At 36.4% G+C, this 17636-nt stretch carries 15 protein-coding genes; all 15 read right to left on the reverse strand.

Annotated features, from left to right (window positions below):
* Positions 1 to 2: 2 nt before the first annotated feature.
* The 15 genes from pgeF to AC1DKZ_RS01295 all read right to left on the reverse strand — a co-directional run bounded on the left by pgeF (position 3) and on the right by AC1DKZ_RS01295 (position 17609).
* Entirely contained in the window at positions 3 to 812 is an 810-nt protein-coding gene (gene pgeF / locus AC1DKZ_RS01225; RefSeq protein WP_476995560.1) for a peptidoglycan editing factor PgeF, read from the reverse strand.
* 117 nt (positions 813 to 929) lie between these two features.
* Positions 930 to 1208 (reverse strand): YlmC/YmxH family sporulation protein, encoded by a 279-nt coding sequence (locus AC1DKZ_RS01230; RefSeq protein WP_476995561.1) that lies wholly within the window; start codon positions 1206 to 1208, stop codon positions 930 to 932.
* A gap of 286 nt (positions 1209 to 1494) precedes the next feature.
* Positions 1495 to 2274, reverse strand: a complete 780-nt coding sequence (gene sigG / locus AC1DKZ_RS01235) for an RNA polymerase sporulation sigma factor SigG (RefSeq protein ID WP_002014725.1) — start codon at positions 2272 to 2274, stop codon at positions 1495 to 1497.
* Positions 2275 to 2431: 157 nt separating this feature from the next.
* Positions 2432 to 3151: an RNA polymerase sporulation sigma factor SigE gene (sigE, locus tag AC1DKZ_RS01240; protein ID WP_002128857.1), complete on the reverse strand. Its 720-nt coding sequence runs from the start codon at positions 3149 to 3151 to the stop codon at positions 2432 to 2434.
* 19 nt (positions 3152 to 3170) lie between these two features.
* On the reverse strand, positions 3171 to 4088 hold the full coding sequence (gene spoIIGA / locus AC1DKZ_RS01245; protein ID WP_476995562.1) for a sigma-E processing peptidase SpoIIGA: 918 nt from the start codon (positions 4086 to 4088) through the stop codon (positions 3171 to 3173).
* A 457-nt stretch (positions 4089 to 4545) separates the two neighbouring features.
* Positions 4546 to 5700 (reverse strand): cell division protein FtsZ, encoded by a 1155-nt coding sequence (gene ftsZ, locus AC1DKZ_RS01250; RefSeq protein ID WP_002014730.1) that lies wholly within the window; start codon positions 5698 to 5700, stop codon positions 4546 to 4548.
* 39 nt (positions 5701 to 5739) lie between these two features.
* Entirely contained in the window at positions 5740 to 7041 is a 1302-nt protein-coding gene (gene ftsA / locus AC1DKZ_RS01255) for a cell division protein FtsA (RefSeq protein ID WP_002014731.1), read from the reverse strand.
* Positions 7042 to 7442: 401 nt separating this feature from the next.
* Positions 7443 to 8213, reverse strand: coding sequence for a cell division protein DivIB (divIB, locus tag AC1DKZ_RS01260; protein WP_476995563.1), 771 nt, complete (start codon positions 8211 to 8213; stop codon positions 7443 to 7445).
* Positions 8214 to 8311: 98 nt separating this feature from the next.
* Positions 8312 to 9217, reverse strand: coding sequence for a UDP-N-acetylmuramate dehydrogenase (gene murB, locus AC1DKZ_RS01265; protein ID WP_476995564.1), 906 nt, complete (start codon positions 9215 to 9217; stop codon positions 8312 to 8314).
* Between the two features lie 61 nt (positions 9218 to 9278).
* On the reverse strand, positions 9279 to 10373 hold the full coding sequence (murG, locus tag AC1DKZ_RS01270; RefSeq protein ID WP_476995565.1) for an undecaprenyldiphospho-muramoylpentapeptide beta-N-acetylglucosaminyltransferase: 1095 nt from the start codon (positions 10371 to 10373) through the stop codon (positions 9279 to 9281).
* Positions 10374 to 10475: 102 nt separating this feature from the next.
* Positions 10476 to 11567 (reverse strand): stage V sporulation protein E, encoded by a 1092-nt coding sequence (gene spoVE, locus AC1DKZ_RS01275; protein ID WP_002066872.1) that lies wholly within the window; start codon positions 11565 to 11567, stop codon positions 10476 to 10478.
* An 89-nt stretch (positions 11568 to 11656) separates the two neighbouring features.
* The gene (murD, locus tag AC1DKZ_RS01280) at positions 11657 to 13009 is read right to left on the reverse strand and encodes a UDP-N-acetylmuramoyl-L-alanine--D-glutamate ligase (RefSeq protein WP_404457479.1); all 1353 of its coding nucleotides are present in this window, start codon (positions 13007 to 13009) and stop codon (positions 11657 to 11659) included.
* On the reverse strand, positions 13010 to 13984 hold the full coding sequence (mraY, locus tag AC1DKZ_RS01285; protein ID WP_002014738.1) for a phospho-N-acetylmuramoyl-pentapeptide-transferase: 975 nt from the start codon (positions 13982 to 13984) through the stop codon (positions 13010 to 13012).
* Positions 13985 to 14006: 22 nt separating this feature from the next.
* A complete protein-coding gene (locus tag AC1DKZ_RS01290) occupies positions 14007 to 15482 on the reverse strand; it encodes a UDP-N-acetylmuramoyl-L-alanyl-D-glutamate--2,6-diaminopimelate ligase (protein ID WP_476995566.1) in 1476 nt (491 codons plus the stop codon).
* A 210-nt stretch (positions 15483 to 15692) separates the two neighbouring features.
* Positions 15693 to 17609 carry a stage V sporulation protein D gene (locus AC1DKZ_RS01295; RefSeq protein WP_002014741.1) on the reverse strand — a complete coding sequence of 639 codons (1917 nt, stop codon included), beginning with the start codon at positions 17607 to 17609 and terminating at the stop codon, positions 15693 to 15695.
* Between the last annotated feature and the right edge of the window lie 27 nt (positions 17610 to 17636).

Genomic DNA, 17636 nt, shown 5'->3' on the forward strand with positions numbered 1-17636 from the left:
CTTCACTCCTCCTTAAAACCTATGAAACTCAACATTCTCCCCGTCTTACCTTGATCACGACGATGAGAGAAAAATAATTGTTCTTCACAGCTTGTACAAAGAGATGACATTACAATATGTTCTTCTTTTATGCCTGCTTGTACACATAATATACGATTAACTTCTTTTAAATTAATTGCATACTGACCATCAAAAATTACTTTATGAGGAACAGATCCGTTTACTACTTGCTGTGCTGCTGTTAATACACGATCATCAACAACATAACAACATGATCCGATTGCAGGACCAATTGCGACATGAATTTCATCACTTGAAACACCTTCTGCATTCCACTTTTGAATCATTTCTTTCGCAATCTCTGTTACAGTCCCTTTCCACCCAGCATGCGCAAGTCCTATCATATCATGTGATGGTGCATAAAAATAGAGCGGAACACAATCAGCGTAACAAGATGTTAAGAGAACATCTTTGTTAGTCGTATAAATGCCATCCGTTTTTGGAATACCGTCTTCATATGAATAAACGCCTTTCCCTTTTTCTTGCAGTCCTACTTTCTCAACATGATGGTCATGAACTTGTTCAGAGCAAATCCATTTTTCTAATGGTTTTTGTAACTTATTCGCTAAAATGCGTCTGTTTTCATGAACATTCTCCACGATATCATTCACATGTAATCCTAAATTCATCGCATGAAAGGAGCCTGTACTTACTCCACCATCTTTTGTCGTAAATCCAACAGTAATGTTTCCAAGTTCTTTCCACGCTTGTAAATACAGTATACCGTCCGCATATTTAAATGGTTCTCTCATAAAGCGACTCCTTTTAATTAAAATAACAGAAAAAAGCATGGTACTTCCTGTCTATTTTACCATACTTTTATTTTTTCATAATGACAACTGAAAAAAAAGAGGAATTTGTAATATTCTTTATGAAATTGTCGGTGTTTGTATTGATTCTGTTACAGAATTAATATTATCTACTCTGACAAGTATGACATCTTCCCCAATTTTCATAATTTGCTCCCAAGGAATCACAGATTCTACTTCCTTTCCAAAGAGTCCAAGCATACGTGTCTGCTTGGAAATAATAACTGCCCTAATCTTTCCTGTGTCTATATCAAAATCAATATCTCCAATATTTCCAAGCCTTTTTCCATCTGAAATATTTACAACATCCTTCATTTGAAAATCCGAAATTCGTATCATGTTCCATCCTCTCCCTTATATCATAAATCGTAAGTACGCTCTCAAATAAAGTGAAACCATAATCAGTGGGATTTTCCCCATCCCTACTGATTATTAGTCCATGCTAATCGGACTTTTACGGGTAGCTCCGGCTCTTCTTACTTCAGCCGAATTTTGAAGTGGATAAACAGTATATAACCGCTACTAATAGAACATCCATTTTATTTTCATTATATGAACCTCCCCACTCTACTATGAGCGCAAAATATTATATATAAAAAAGTCCTCACCATAACTGGTGAGGACCTTATCCTTGAATCGTCTTATTCATTTGCTTAATAGCAGACTTCTCCAAACGTGATACTTGCGCTTGAGAAATCCCAATTTCTTCGGCAACTTCCATCTGTGTCTTTCCTTGAAAGAAACGTTTTCGAATAATCATTTTTTCACGATCATTTAAACGCTTCATTCCTTCTTTCAACGCCAGTTCTTCAACCCACTGCTCGTCCTTTTGTTTTTCATCCTTTAATTGATCCATAACAAAGATAGGATCTCCTCCATCGTTATAAATCGGTTCAAATAATGAAACCGGATCTTGAATCGCATCTAGTGCAAAAACAATCTCTTCATGTGTCACTTCAAGAACTTTCGCAATATCCATTGCTGTTGGTTCTTTTGAATTTTCAGCAATCAATTTTTCTCTTACTTGCAACGCTTTATACGCAATATCTCGTAATGAGCGAGATACACGAATTGGATTGTTATCACGCAAATATCTGCGTATTTCTCCAATAATCATCGGCACAGCATACGTTGAAAACTTTACATTTTGGCCTAAATCAAAGTTATCAATGGATTTCATAAGTCCAATGCAACCAACTTGAAATAAATCATCAACATATTCTCCTCTGTTATTAAATCTTTGGATGACGCTCAGTACAAGACGTAAGTTTCCATTCACTAATTTCTCTCTGGCGCTTATCTCTCCACTTTGCATTTCACGAAATAATTTACGCATCTCTTCATTTTTTAGTACTGGAAGTTTAGCTGTATCAACACCGCAAATTTCTACTTTGTTTCTCGTCAAAGTGTTCCCTCCTATCGGGAGTTGCTGTACAGTGTAAAGTATTTCCTTTGAAGGGGATTTTATGCATACGGTTTTTCCATCATTTTTCACAAATATCATATTTCCTAATGCACAAAAAAAGAATAAGACCAGTCTAGATACCGACTGGTCTTATTCTTCACACCATTTTATTAAATTCTTTTCGTAATCTTTTTATAATTCTTTTTTCCAAACGAGAAATATAAGACTGTGAAATTCCAAGCATATCAGCCACATCTTTTTGTGTCTTCTCTTCGCCACCAGCGAGTCCAAACCGAAGCTCCATAATTTGTTTTTCACGGTCATTTAATTGATGCAATGCTTTCATTAAAAGATGACGATCTACAGTAGCTTCTAAATCTTTTGTAATAATGTCATCATCTGTACCTAAAACATCTGATAATAACAGTTCATTTCCGTCCCAATCAATGTTAAGCGGTTCATCAAAAGAAACTTCCGAACGATTTTTATTATTTCGACGCAAATGCATTAAAATTTCATTTTCTATACAACGAGATGCATATGTTGCTAATTTAATTTTCTTTTCTGGATTAAATGTATTCACTGCCTTAATAAGACCAATTGTTCCTATACTAATCAAATCCTCAATATTGATCCCTGTATTTTCAAATTTTCTTGCTATATATACAACAAGCCTTAGGTTACGTTCAATAAGCATCGACCTCGCAGCTTGATCTCCATTTGGTAATTTATTCAAAAGAACTGCCTCTTCTTCTTTCGTTAACGGCGGTGGCAACGCTTCACTTCCACCAATATAATAAATTTCATCGGTCTTAATTCCTAATTTCAGCAATACTTTATACCAAAGGTATACCAAATAAAATTTAAATTTCACCATATTATCCCGCCTCTCATAATTAAGCAATTACCATCTTTTGCGAAATCAACATTTTCGGATGTACAATGCATTGATACTCTCCATTAGTAGATAATTGTTGTGTATTTAATCCAATCAGTACTTTGTTTACAACAACCGAACTACCTTCATGATAAACTCGCACACAATCTGGCTTAATTGCCCATAAAAATTGATTCTCTACTCCTACTGCTCGGAAAGGAATTAAACGTAGTTTCGTCGCCCATCCAGAATCATTTTCTGGTATTTGAGGAATTTCTGTTTTGGAATAAATTTGTTCTGTTAACCAAGCTGGCAAACAATGTTCTAATGATGAAATATGCATAATCATAACGGGTGTTTTCGTTAACGGGTCATAAAGTTGGTTCCCACTATCAATTAGACCTGCTAATTCTAGTTCCTCTCCAGCTAATTGAATTTTCACTTTCACGATTTGATCATAGTGTATCTTTGTTACCTCTACGCTTTCTATACGCTTTTTAGAAAAATAATAAATTACTGGAAAACCAAAAATAACAAATACCCAACTAATTGGATCACCGTAAGAAACTGATTTAGATTGAACTAATTCATTTACCATTTCGTTCGTTTGCAAAAAGTAATGCGTTCCAATTAATCCTCCACCAACCATAAAGGTTACAAAATAGAAAGTAAAAACAGTTTGTGTATAATTTCTAAATGTCGAAAACCCAAATGCTGTATACACAATAAGTAACGAGTACAATAGTTTCATAATTGGATGTGTCATCATAGAAGCAAAAGGCGTAAAGGCGAAAATAACAATAGTTGAACCTATAAATGCCCCTAACACAAGCCTCCATCTTTTGATTCTCTTTTTTAACACGGTGGCTGTTAATAAAAGTAAAAGAAAATCAATGCAGGCGTTTAACAACCAAACGATATCGGCGTAAACAACCAAACAATTCACCTCTTTTTTTAAGTTGAGACTAGTATAATGCATATCCAATAGGAAAGTGTGTCAATTGGTGGAGGGATTTTTTTGTTATTTTGTGATTTCTAGACATAATCTGTCGGTAAAAAATAAAAGTGTATTTTTCATAGAATAATATAAATTTTTTACTTGTATACATAATAATTGAATTATATATATACAAAGTTTATCTTGCTATTTGCGGGCAGTAAGACCCTGCCTCAAAATTCAGCTATAAAAAAGTACAGAAGTTAAGTGGGAGTCGGGCTAACAATCATTTTTGGATGAACACCCCCGACTAATTAAAGTTTCAATTTATTTATCACAGCTTATGGTTTAAAAATAGGACTGGGCTCTCCATATGCAAAATAATAAAAAAAGATCTGCTTAGCAGATCTTTTCCATTTAGACAACAAAAAAAAGGAGCATGAAAGCTCCTTTTCTTTTATCGTCTACGACGGTTACGTAAGAATGCTGGAATATCGATGTCATCTGAATCAGTATGACGATCATGCACAACCGGCTCTTCACGTTTCATTTCACGCTTAACTTCACGTTGTTTTGAAGGTTGAGCTACTGGTTGTTGTTGCTGTTGCGTGTGATTCGCAGTCGGACGGATAATTGGTTTTGGTGGTTGTGTCGAAGCACTATCATCAAAACCAGTTGCAATTACAGTGACCACGATATCATCTTTTAATCCTTCATTAATAACAGAACCGAAGATCATATTTACTTCTGGATCCGAAGCTGAAGCTACAATGTCTGCTGCTTCTTGTACTTCATATAAACTTAAGTTTGCGCCGCCCGTAATGTTCATAATAACACCTTGAGCTCCATCAATAGATGTTTCTAGTAATGGACTAGAAATCGCTTTTTTCGCAGCTTCAGCAGCACGATTTTCACCATTACCAGAACCGATACCCATTAAAGCAGAACCTCTATTAGACATAATTGTTTTTACGTCTGCAAAGTCTAAGTTAATTAGACCTGGTGTAGCAATTAAATCAGAAATACCTTGAACACCTTGACGTAATACGTTATCTGCTTCACGGAACGCTTCTAACATTGGCGTATTTTTATCAACAATCTCTAATAAGCGATCATTTGGAATTACGATAAGTGTATCTACATTTTCTTTAAATGACGCAATACCAGATGCAGCTTGAGTTGCACGTTTACGCCCTTCAAATGTAAATGGACGTGTTACAACACCAACTGTTAACGCGCCTAGTTCTTTTGCAACTTGAGCAACAACTGGAGCTGCACCAGTTCCAGTTCCGCCGCCCATACCAGCAGTTACGAAGACCATATCCGCGCCACGAAGCGCTTCTTGAATCTGTTCTTTACTTTCTTCTGCAGCTTTTTTCCCTACTTCAGGGTTTGCGCCTGCACCAAGTCCACGCGTTAATTTTCCACCAATTTGCATTTTCGTTTCAGCTTTTGATAGATTTAATGCTTGTGCATCAGTATTCACAGCGATAAAGTCTACACCTTGTACACCGTGTTCAATCATACGGTTTACAGCATTGTTTCCGCCACCGCCGACACCGATAACTTTTATATTCGCTAATTGATCTTGAGTAGTATCAAACTCTAACATGTCGAAATCCCCCTAGAACCTCATTTTTCGTGTCCAATTTTAATCCCATAAATAACGGAATGCACGTTTTACTTTTGACATCATGCGGTCATCATTTTGATTAGTATTGTTTTGATTACGAGTTTTTTGTTTCGCAGGTTGCTGTTGTACCGGCATTGGTGCTGGTACTGGTTCAAAATGTTCTTGCTTTTCCTGCACATTTTTCCCACGTAATTTAGCTTTTTGATAAGAATGTTTAATTAATCCAACTCCACTTGTATATTGAGGCTCACGAACACCAATATAATCAGGAGTTGCTATACGAACATTTTCATGTAAAATATCGTATGCAAGATCAAGAACACCTGGCATAGAAGCTATCCCACCAGTTAGTACATATCCAGAAGCAGCTTGCTTTACTCCTAGCTTATGCACTTCATCTTGAACAAACATTAAAATTTCCTCTACACGAGCCTCTATTATATCCGATAATTCCAACTGAGAATATTGTTCTGTTTGATCGCTTCCCATAATAGGAACCGTAAACATCTCTTCTTCAGATGCTGTATCATAAAAAGCATGTCCATATTTCAGCTTAATTTGATCTGCATTTTCTGTTGAAGTTTTCAGCCCAATCGCTATATCCTTCGTTATATGATCTCCACCTAATGGCAATACGCTCGTTGCTTGCAACTCTCCATCTTTAAAAATAGATAAGGTTGTAGATCCTCCGCCCATATCAACAAGGGCTACCCCTCTATTTCTTTCATCCGAAGATAACGCAACTGTCGCTGCCGCTAAAGGTTGCAGACAAATATCAACAATTTCAAGACCTGCTTTTTCTACACAACGAAGTAGGTTATGTAGTAAAGTTCTCGAGCCTGTAATAAGTGTACCTTCCATTTCTAATCTTACACCGATCATCCCGCGTGGATCGTTAATCTCGTCAAGACCGTCTACAATGAACTGTCGAGGTACCACATCAATAAATTCACGTTCAGGAGCAATTGACACAACTTGCGCTGCATCTAGAACGCGTAAGACATCTTCATTCCCGATTTCACGATCTTCATTTGAAACAGCGACTACTCCGTGACACGGGAGCAACTGTACCTGGTTTGCATTGACACCTACTACAACTTGCTCAATGTGGATACCCACCATGCGCTCAGCTTGTTCAATTGCTTTTTTAATTGATCGAACAGTTTCATCTATATCAACTATCGATCCCTTTTTCAAACCATTTGATTTTACGTTTCCAACACCAATAATGTTTAAGCTATCATTAACCATTTCACCAATGATGACTTTAACATTGGATGTACCGATGTCAAGACTAACATAAATTTCATTGCTGTTCATTCTTTGGCACCTCCTTCTTTATTTATACCATACAACTCAATATATGGAACAACAATCGCAACTTTACTATTTATAAGAAAAATATTCAACGTCTTTGTACGTTTCCCTTTTTTAACCCTATATTTTTCTTATTTTTATTTAACATTCATTTAAGAATATCGCAGTAACCTGTGAATAACTGCTCTATCTTGAAATAATTATATTTCAAGTGTAAAGATTACCGCCAAGTATAAGTCTACACTAAGATGTACTTGTAGAAAAGTGAAACTTGTACCAATCCTAGTATGAATCTAAGAAAATTTACATTTTTTTCATCAAATTAAGCATTCTTGCAAATTAGCATCCATATAAAAGAACGTTCGTTTCATTTCATACGTAATAACGCAGTAAAAACTATCATTCTATTCTTTCTTTTCTTCAGCACCTAGTTCCTTCGTATATGCACCCACTTCTAAGTCAATTAAAACCTTCTTACCAGGTTCAATTGTTTTTAAAATAAGTGGATAAGCTTCCATTCGCTTTGCGAAATTTTGAATAGTGGTGYTCACTTCATATCCTTCATTCATATATAAAGTAAGATGATCTTCATTTGCGTTCGTTGGTGTATAACGAATTTCAGAAATAGACCTTAAAATAGTTGGCGTTAATTTTTCTAGTTCTGCAATTAATTCCTTCATTTTTTCCTCTTTAAATGGTTCAAAAATTGGTGCTGCAACTGGAAGCTTTCCGTTCGGAAGTACATCGAGTGTTTTCCCATTTTCTAATAACGGTTGTAATTTCCCATCTTTGTTTATATAGCCAATTGTTAAATATTCTTCGATATGAACATCAATTTTGTTTGGGAAACGTTTTTTTACATTTACCTCTTTAATTTCTTTTCGTTTCGTTAAGTTTTCTTCTGCTTTATGTGCTGTTACTCGGAAATAACTCGTATCATATGTCACACCCGATTCCTTCATAACTTGTTCATCTGTCATATAATGATTTCCAAAGACACTTATCTTTTTTATATTACTAAGCGGAGACCGAAAATAAATTAAAAAGAGTACTAATAAAAATAAAATCGATATGTATAAAATTAACCGATGATTAACGGGTTTCTTATTTTTTTTATTTTGATTCTTTAATTTTGGTACACGATCTTGTAGTTTAATCACTTTACTATTTTTCATGTACGATCCCCCTATGTAACATAAAGAACGGCATGTTCCTCATGCCGTTCTTATCTTCTTATTATAACATAAATGATAATGAGCGGAACGAACAACCGTTATCTTCCAATTATTTCTACTTCTGTATGCATATCAACACCAAATTTATCTTTAATTGTACGCTTTACCAATGCGATTAAGTCTAATACATCTTGCGCTGAGGCCACACCAGTATTAACAATAAAATTCCCATGCATTTCAGAAATTTGAGCTCCACCTATTGTATAACCACGAAGCCCTGATTTTTCTATTAAATCTCCTGCAAAATAGGGGACTGGATTTCGAAATATACTTCCTGCACAAGGGTGATTCCAAGGCTGCGTTTCACGGCGATACTCTTTATTCTTTTGCATGCTTCTTACAATTCCATCGCGTTCGCCTACCTCCAATTGGAATTCAGCTTCCAAAACAATACCAGGGCGTTTCATTTGCAATACAGATGTGCGATAAGAAAAGCCCATTTCGGTATTCGTCAACCAATTAATTGTTCCATTGTCAAACAAAATACGAGCTTTCGTTAATACACTCGATATGTCGGACTTATGAGCGCCTGCATTCATATACACTGCACCGCCAACACTTCCTGGAATACCACTTGCAAATTCCAGGCCCGCTAATCCCTGTCGACTAAGTAAAGTTGACAATTTAATAAGGGGATATCCAGCACCGACTCTTACTCTATGTTTTTCGACTTCTAAATGGTCTAATCCTTCTCCTAAACGAATAACCACACCTTCTATACCTTGATCAGATACGAGAAGATTTGAACCACGACCAATTGCAGTCCACCCTGTCTTGTACTTCTTTACTAACTCTAGAGTCTTCTCAATACCAGCAACATGCTTTGGTACAATTAAAATATCAGCTGGTCCGCCTATTTTCATAGTCGTGTAACGCGCTAACGGTTCATTAACTAACACGCGACCAACATTTGCTTCTAAAAGCTCTTTTACTAATTGTTCCATAGACAATCTCCCCCATATCAAGTCTCCTTATTACAGTAATATGCAGGGCGTTCACCTAATGTTATTTTTTAATAAGCTTGTTCATTACTTCATATAGCTTATTTGCTGCATCTGGAATACCAAGTTGCTTAGTAGCCAGTTTCATATTTTGTAATGTTTGTGTATCCAATAAAATCTCATCAATGTCACGAATAAGCGTTTCAGATGTTAAATCTTTTTCAAGTAGCATTTTAGCTGCTCCTTTATCAACAACTGATCGTGCATTTTTTTCTTGATGGTTATTTGTTACGTACGGACTTGGAATTAATACACTCGGTTTTCCTAACGCTGTTAATTCTGCAAGCGTTGTAGCCCCTGCCCTTGAAACAACAAGATCTACACCCGTCAGTACCTCTGGCATATTATGAATAAAAGGTTTAATAATAACATTATTCGGATTCCCTTTTTGTTTCACGGCTTCCATAACTTTATCATAATGTACTTMGCCTGTTACATATAATACTTCATAACTTTTATTCCCAAATTGTTCAATCGCTTCTACAAAAGCATCGTTAATCGGTCTAGCCCCGCGGCTCCCACCAAAAATAAGCACGGATTTTTTAGAAAGGGATAGTCCTACCGAACGTTTTCCTTTCATTCCATTTTGGTCCATTACTTCTGATGCACGTGGATTACCTGTCATAACCACTTTTGACTGTGGAAAATGTTCTGCAGCTGCTTCAAAACAAACTGCAACTTTATCGACATAACGACTTAAAAATTTATTCGTTACACCAGGTACACTATTTTGTTCATGGACAATAGTCGGAATACCTAATTTAGCCGCAGCATATACAACTGGCCCACATACGTATCCACCCGTACCAATCACAATATCAGGGTTAAAACGACGAATATATCGTTTACTATCTTGAACACCTTTTAGGAAACGCATCACTGTTTTTACATTATCAAGAGATATTTTTCGTTTAAATCCACTTATAACAATAGATTGGAACGGAATACCCGCTTTCGGTACGATGGTACTCTCTAATCCATTCTCTGTACCAATGTATAAAAATCTTGCTTCAGGATTTAGTTTTTTTATTTCTCTAATTAAAGCAAGAGCTGGATAAATATGTCCTCCAGTACCCCCACCACTTACTAATACTCGCACTACTGATTCCTCCACTTCCCTGTTCTTATTCAATCGTATTTATTTCTATATACATATTGCATTTTCACACACACACGAAAAACCCTGTCTTTTAAACAGGGTTTAATAGCGAGAATGGCGACTTATATTCAATAATACACCTACTGCCATTAACATTAAGGTCAAACTTGATCCACCATAACTTAAAAATGGCAAAGTAATACCCGTAACAGGCATCAGTCCTGTTACAACACCAACATTAATCATTACTTGAATCGCAATCATCGCCACAATACCTACTGCTAAAAACGTACCATATAAATCTGGCGCTCCTAATGCTATACGAATCCCGCGCCATAATAATAGACTAAATAATAATAACACAAATGAACCACCAATAAAACCTAATTCCTCGGATAAGATCGCAAATATAAAGTCTGTTTGTGGTTCAGGTAAATAAAGAAATTTTTGTCTACTTTGTCCAAGCCCAAGCCCAAATAAACCACCAGGTCCAATTGCGAGTAACGATTGGATAATTTGAAATCCACTTCCGAGCGGATCCGACCACGGATCTAAATATGATGTAATGCGTTTCATTCGATATGGTGCTGATGCGATTAACCCTACAAATCCCGCTGCACCAAGCAAACCAAACATTGCAAAGTGAAAGACCCTTGCTCCCGAAATGAATATCATAATAATACATGTCCCAACCATTACCGTTCCCGTACCAAGATCTGGCTGTAACATAATTATCCCAAAAGCAAGAAATACAAAACTAAGAGCCGGTAGTAAACCTCGTTTAAAAGATGTAATTAATTTTTGTCGTTCCGCTAAAAATTTTGCTAAGAAAATAATCATCGCGAATTTCATAAACTCTGACGGTTGGATAGAAAATGCCCCGATTCCAATCCAACTTCGCGCCCCTCCACGAACGAGACCTACTCCAGGAATAAGAACGAGAATAAGAAGAACGAAACAAACTAGTAAAATTACTTTTGAATACGTACGCCACACCCAATAATCAATTTTCATGAGAGAAAACATAGCTACTACCCCAAGACTTGCAAATAACAATTGCCTTTTTGCAAAAAAGAATGAATCCCCCATTTTATAAGAGGCCCAAACCGCACTCGCACTATAAACCATAATCATTCCAATTGTTAACAATGCAAGTGTAACGATGATGAGAATAAAATCAGGCGTTTTCTTCATTACCCATGAACACCACCTCTTTGGGCAGAACCTTTGCCCTATGTAACAAAACATCAGTAGGTGTTAGCCTACTGATGTTTTGATTTACTTTATATAAGTTTATGCACAGCTTGTATAAAAATGTCTCCTCTTTCTTCAAATGTTTTAAATTGATCCCAGCTTGCACATGCTGGTGAAAGAAGAATAACATCACCATCGGTAGAATGAGCATACGCCTTCACTACTGCATCATCTAAAGTATCGACACTTTCAATTACATCTAATCCTGCTTTTTCTGCCGCTCTTACTAATTTTGGTGCAGTTTGTCCAAATGTCACAATCGCTTTGACATGTTTAAAGTATGGAATTAAATCATCAAATTCATTACCACGATCAAGTCCACCAGCCAATAATACAATCGGTTGTGTAAATGCAGATAATGCTTTTTCTGTCGCTAGCATATTCGTCGCTTTTGAATCATTATAAAATTTACGATTATTAATCGTTGTTACATATTCTAAGCGATGTTTTACACCTGTAAAACTTTTTAACACAGCAGTAATTGCTTCATTAGAAACACCTAATAATTTAGCAATACTCATTGCTGCTAAAATATTTTCTAAATTGTGCTTACCAGGTAAAACAATATCACTTACTTTAACTACTTTTTCGCCTTTAAAATAAAGAGCGTTATCTTTTATATACGCACCATCTTCAATTTCTTTCGTCGTCGAAAATAATACTTTCTTTCCTTTACTATATGCCGATAACGCCATGACATCTGCATCATCTGCGTTAATTATACTATAATCTGTTTCAGTTTGGTTTTTGAAAATATTCGCTTTCGCCAAACCATACTCTTTCTTCGTCCCGTGGTAATCTAAATGCGCTTCAAATAAATTTAAAAAGGCTGCAATTTTTGGTTGGAACGATTCCACTCCCATCAATTGAAACGATGAAAGTTCCGTAACGACAACTTCATTTTCCTTCGCCAATTGTGCAACTTCACAAGCTACAGTACCTATATTCCCCGCAATAACTGGGTACTTTTGTCCTTCTTTTAACATTTCAAACGTTAACATTGTCGTTGTTGTTTTACCGTTAGATCCCGTAATCCCAACAAACGGTGCTGCTGAAATGGAATATGCTAATTCAACCTCAGTTACAATTGGAATTTGTTTTTCTTTCGCCGCCACTAAGAGTGGATTAGAATATGGAATTCCTGGATTTTTTACGACAAGTGAAATGTTTCTCTCCAGCAATTCTAATGGATGCCCACCACATACAACATCCATTCCTTCCGCTTGTAACTCAGCTGCAAGCACATTACCCGCTAATGGTTTCCCGTCATTTACAATGACGTTTGCCCCTAATTTTTTTAATAAAGTAGCTGCTGCATAACCACTTTTAGCAATACCTAATACAAGAACATTTTTATTTTGATATTCAGTTACAGTTTTCAATTACATCCACACCCCGATATAAATTCCTAGCACAGCTAATAAAAATCCTACAGACCAAAACGTTACAACAACGCGCCACTCTGACCAACCACATAATTCATAATGATGATGTAATGGACTCATTTTAAAGACACGCTTTCCTGTTGTTTTGAACGAAATAACTTGGATAATAACAGATAAAGTTTCCGCTACGAATACACCGCCAATAATAACGAGTAACAATTCTTGTTTTAACAAAATCGCTACAGCTGCGATAGCACCACCTAAAGCTAGAGAACCTGTATCCCCCATAAATACTTTCGCTGGATTCGCATTGAATACTAAAAATCCAAGTACAGCTCCTACAACTGCCATACAGAAAATCGCTACCCCAAATTGTTCTTGAGCTACAGCAATAATACTAAATGCTCCGAATGCAATAGCAGCTGTTCCTGATAATAAACCATCTAAACCATCTGTTAAATTAACCGCATTTGATCCACCAATAAGCATAAATAATACGAGAACAAAATACGCCCAGCCTAATTCAAATTTAACATCAGTTCCCGGAATCATGATATAAGTGTGAAATGCTTGCCCTTTTCCAATTAAAAAGAACGCAATAGCAATTACAAGCTGACCAATCAATTTTTGTTTTGATGTTAAACCAAGATTTCTTTTCTTTACTACTTTTATGTAGTCATCTAAAAATCCGATTAATCCGTACCCAAATGTAACTAATAATAACAATGATACTTCTGCACCTAAATTGTTAAATTTAATCGCCATAATAAGCGTAGTCACCATCATAGATACATATATGACAATACCACCCATCGTTGGTGTCCCTGATTTCTTTTGGTGTGACTTCGGTCCTTCGTCACGAATACTCTGTCCGAACTTTAATTTTCTTAAAAATGGAATAAATAATGGCGAAAGGGCAACAGAAATTAAGAATGCTACCCCAGCCGTTACTAATAAACCTTGTTCAAGCACATGTAGTCCTCCTCTCATGCTGTTACACTTCGTTGTTTAAACGCTCCGTGATTGCTTCTTTAGCAACTTCACGATCGTCAAAATGATGAACTTCTTTACCAATAATTTGATACGTTTCATGCCCTTTACCAGCAATAATAATAATATCTTCTGCTTTTACTTTCGAGATAGCGGAACGTATCGCTTCTTTTCGATCGACAATTACTTCATAACTATTCCTATTTACATCATTTACCATATCATCTAAAATAGCCTTCGGATCTTCACTTCTTGGATTATCTGATGTATAAATTGCGTGAGTTGCATATTCGGTTGCGACACTTGCCATTATTGGTCTTTTCGTTCTATCTCTATCACCACCGCAACCAACGATACAATATACATCGCCTTTTGCAAATTGTTTTGCTGTTTTTAGTACGTTCTCTAAGCTATCAGGTGTATGCGCATAGTCAACAATAACTGTGTAATTTTGTCCACCATCAACAACTTCAAAACGTCCAGGAACGCCAGCAAGCTCTTTAATTACATCAATAATTGTTTGTAAGCTCACTCCTGAAACAAGACCTGCTGCTGTAGCAGCTAACACGTTGTATACATTAAACTTACCAATTAATTTCATCGTAACATTTACAGTTTCATACGGTGTTACAAGTGTAAATGTTGTACCGCCACTCGTCATTACGATATCTCGTGCCATAATGTCGCTTGCAACATCTATACCGTATGTTACAACAGTAGCTGCTGTACTTCTCATATACTCTTCTGCTACTGGATCATCACTGTTTAATATAGCGTATTTTTCACGATTATGATGATAACTATTGCCAAGCTGTGCGAAAAGCAACCCTTTCGCATGTTTATATTCTTCCATCGTTTTATGATAGTCTAAATGATCTTGTGTTAAATTCGTAAATACTGCAACATCATAATCGCACCCGTGTACACGGCCAAGATCTAAAGCATGAGACGAAACTTCCATTACTGTGCTATCCACACCTTGTTCAACCATTTTTGAAAATGTCTGTTGAAGTGTTAGTGCATCTGGTGTTGTATTTTTCACCTCAAATGTTTCATCACCGATTTTCATATTAATCGTTCCAATTAGCCCTGTTTTATGACCATGTGCGCGCATAATTTCATCCATAATATGCGATGTTGTTGTCTTTCCATTTGTACCTGTAATACCGATTAAATGTAACTTGTGTGTTGGTTGGCCATAAAAATAATCAGCTAAAACCGCTAGCGAACGAAAAGTATTTTTCACAAGTACAACTGGAACGTCAACATCAATTGGTCTTTCCGCAACAATAGCAGCCGCTCCTTGTGCGGCTGCTTGCTTAGCAAAGTCATGGCTATCAACCGTATATCCTTTCATACATATAAATAAGCTTCCCTCTTTCACTTTACGTGAATCCGCTTCAATAGATGTTATTTCTGGATTTTCTGTTGGAACAACTGGAAAATCATGCAAACATGATACAAGTGTATGCAACTTCATTTCACTAAACCCTCTCTACATTGTTTATTTATCTCTTATTTTAGCAAGTAACACGTTACCTCCTAGTTATATAAAAATAGGAGGTAAGTGCTACTATAGTCTAATCAATAGATTTATTTATTAATGAGACACTTATCGTCTCAAATAAAGCAATTTTTCTATAAAGAACTCACTGCCACCAATTGTACCATAAAACACAATCAGTTACCTTTAATTCCCGAAGTAAATTCTAACTTTTGAACCCTCTTTTACTTTAGCTCCTGCTTCTGGTGATTGTTTAATTACTTTCCCACCATCACCACTTATATCAAGCTTCAAGTCTACAAGTTGCGTTTGTAAATCTTTCTTTTTCATACCAATTAAATTCGGAACTTCCACAGTTGGTGTATCGCCCCATTTATATTCTTTCTCAACTTGCTCTTTTCTCGGTTCCACTCCCATTACAGGAAGTGCGTCACGAAGAATATTCCCAACAATAGGTGCTGCTACAACTCCACCAAATTGAGTGACTCCTTTTGGATTATCCACTGCTACATAAACAACAATTTGCGGATCGTCAGCTGGAGCAAAACCGATAAATGATACAATATAGTTATTATCTAAATATTTTCCATCTTTCACCTTTTGAGCAGTTCCAGTTTTTCCACCTACACGATATCCATCAATATAAGCCCCTTTACCCGAACCTTTCGCTACAACATTCTCTAATGCGTAACGAACTTTCTCAGAAGTTTCCTTGGAAATAACTTCCCTTTTCGCAACAGGTGTCTTTTTGCTGACAACTTGATTATTCTTCGGATCAATAAATTCCTTCGCTATATATGGCTGATACAAAGTTCCACCATTTACAGCGGCCGCTACAGCTGCTACTTGTTGAATCGGTGTAACAGAAACACCTTGCCCAAATGAAGTCGTCGCTTGTTCGACTGGACCAACTTTATCTAAATTAAATAAAATCCCGCTACCTTCACCTTGTAAATCAATTCCGGTCTTCTGTCCAAACCCGAAATTGCGAATATATTTAAACAATCGATCTTTACCAAGACGATCACCGAGTTCAATAAATCCTGGGTTACAAGAGTTTTGAACTACTTCTAAAAACGTTTGGCTACCATGGCCTCCAGCTTTCCAACACCGCAATCTAGCTCCACCAACTTCAGCTGCCCCATCATCATAAAATGTATCTTTCTCTAAGTCTACTAAATTTTCATTCAAGGCTGCAGCTAATGTAATAATCTTAAATGTTGACCCCGGCTCATACGTACTCCATACAGGTAAGTTTCTGTTATATACTTCCGGAGAAACACTTTGGAAATCTGCTGGATCAAAACTTGGTCGACTTGACATACCTAAAATTTCACCATTTTTCGGATTCATTGCAATTGCTATCATACCGTCAGGATTATACGTTGATTCCGCAATATTCATTTCTCTTTCCATAATCCTCGTAATGCGTGAATCAATTGTTAATCCTAAATTCAAACCGGCTTCTGGTTTTTTGAAATCATCTCCAACGTTAGGCATTCTCTGTCCTTTCGCGTCTGCAAAAAATCGCACATGACCTTTATCACCATTTAGCTCTTTATCATAATATTTCTCTAGTCCCATAAGCCCTTGATTATCACTGCCCGCAAATCCTAATACGTGTGATAAAAAATTACCGAATGGATAGTACCGGATAGAATCCTCTGCGATGTACACACCCTTTAAACTTAATCCGCGTACTTCTTTCGCTTTGTCATGCGATATTTTCCTTCCGCCTTTATCAAGCCTTACAATCGATTCTTTTTTTGTAATCCGCTTATAAACATCATCTTTTTCCACACCTAATACTGCAGCTAACTTCTCTGCAGTCTCTGCTGGTTTTTCAATTTGCCTCGGCACAACAAAGACGGTCGGTGCACTTTTATTCGTAGCAAGCTCCACACCATTTCGATCTAAAATTTTCCCTCGCTCTGGTTCAAAAGTAATATTACGACTCCATGAATCCTTCGCACGATCCGTTAACATATTTCCAAGAAAAAATTGCACATATCCAAGACGAATATCGATAATGGTGAAAATGAGTATACCCGATATAAGTATAAAAATAAGTCGTTTTCTAACTGTTACATTTGATACACGCATATTGGAACAAGCCTCCCTTACGCCTAG

Source organism: Bacillus sp. 05T21 (genome assembly GCF_056396785.1).

Bases quoted from the DNA above. Each gene is read 5' to 3' on its own strand.
- pgeF (WP_476995560.1), bottom strand. From the start codon at position 812: ATGAGAGAACCATTTAAATATGCGGACGGTATACTGTATTTACAAGCG.
- AC1DKZ_RS01230 (WP_476995561.1), bottom strand. From the start codon at position 1,208: ATGATACGAATTTCGGATTTTCAAATGAAGGATGTTGTAAATATTTCA.
- sigE (WP_002128857.1), bottom strand. From the start codon at position 3,151: ATGGTGAAATTTAAATTTTATTTGGTATACCTTTGGTATAAAGTATTG.
- ftsZ (WP_002014730.1), bottom strand. From the start codon at position 5,700: ATGTTAGAGTTTGATACTACTCAAGATCAATTAGCGAATATAAAAGTT.
- ftsA (WP_002014731.1), bottom strand. From the start codon at position 7,041: ATGAACAGCAATGAAATTTATGTTAGTCTTGACATCGGTACATCCAAT.
- murB (WP_476995564.1), bottom strand. From the start codon at position 9,217: ATGGAACAATTAGTAAAAGAGCTTTTAGAAGCAAATGTTGGTCGCGTG.
- spoVE (WP_002066872.1), bottom strand. From the start codon at position 11,567: ATGAAGAAAACGCCTGATTTTATTCTCATCATCGTTACACTTGCATTG.
- AC1DKZ_RS01290 (WP_476995566.1), bottom strand. From the start codon at position 15,482: ATGAAGTTGCATACACTTGTATCATGTTTGCATGATTTTCCAGTTGTT.
- AC1DKZ_RS01295 (WP_002014741.1), bottom strand. From the start codon at position 17,609: ATGCGTGTATCAAATGTAACAGTTAGAAAACGACTTATTTTTATACTT.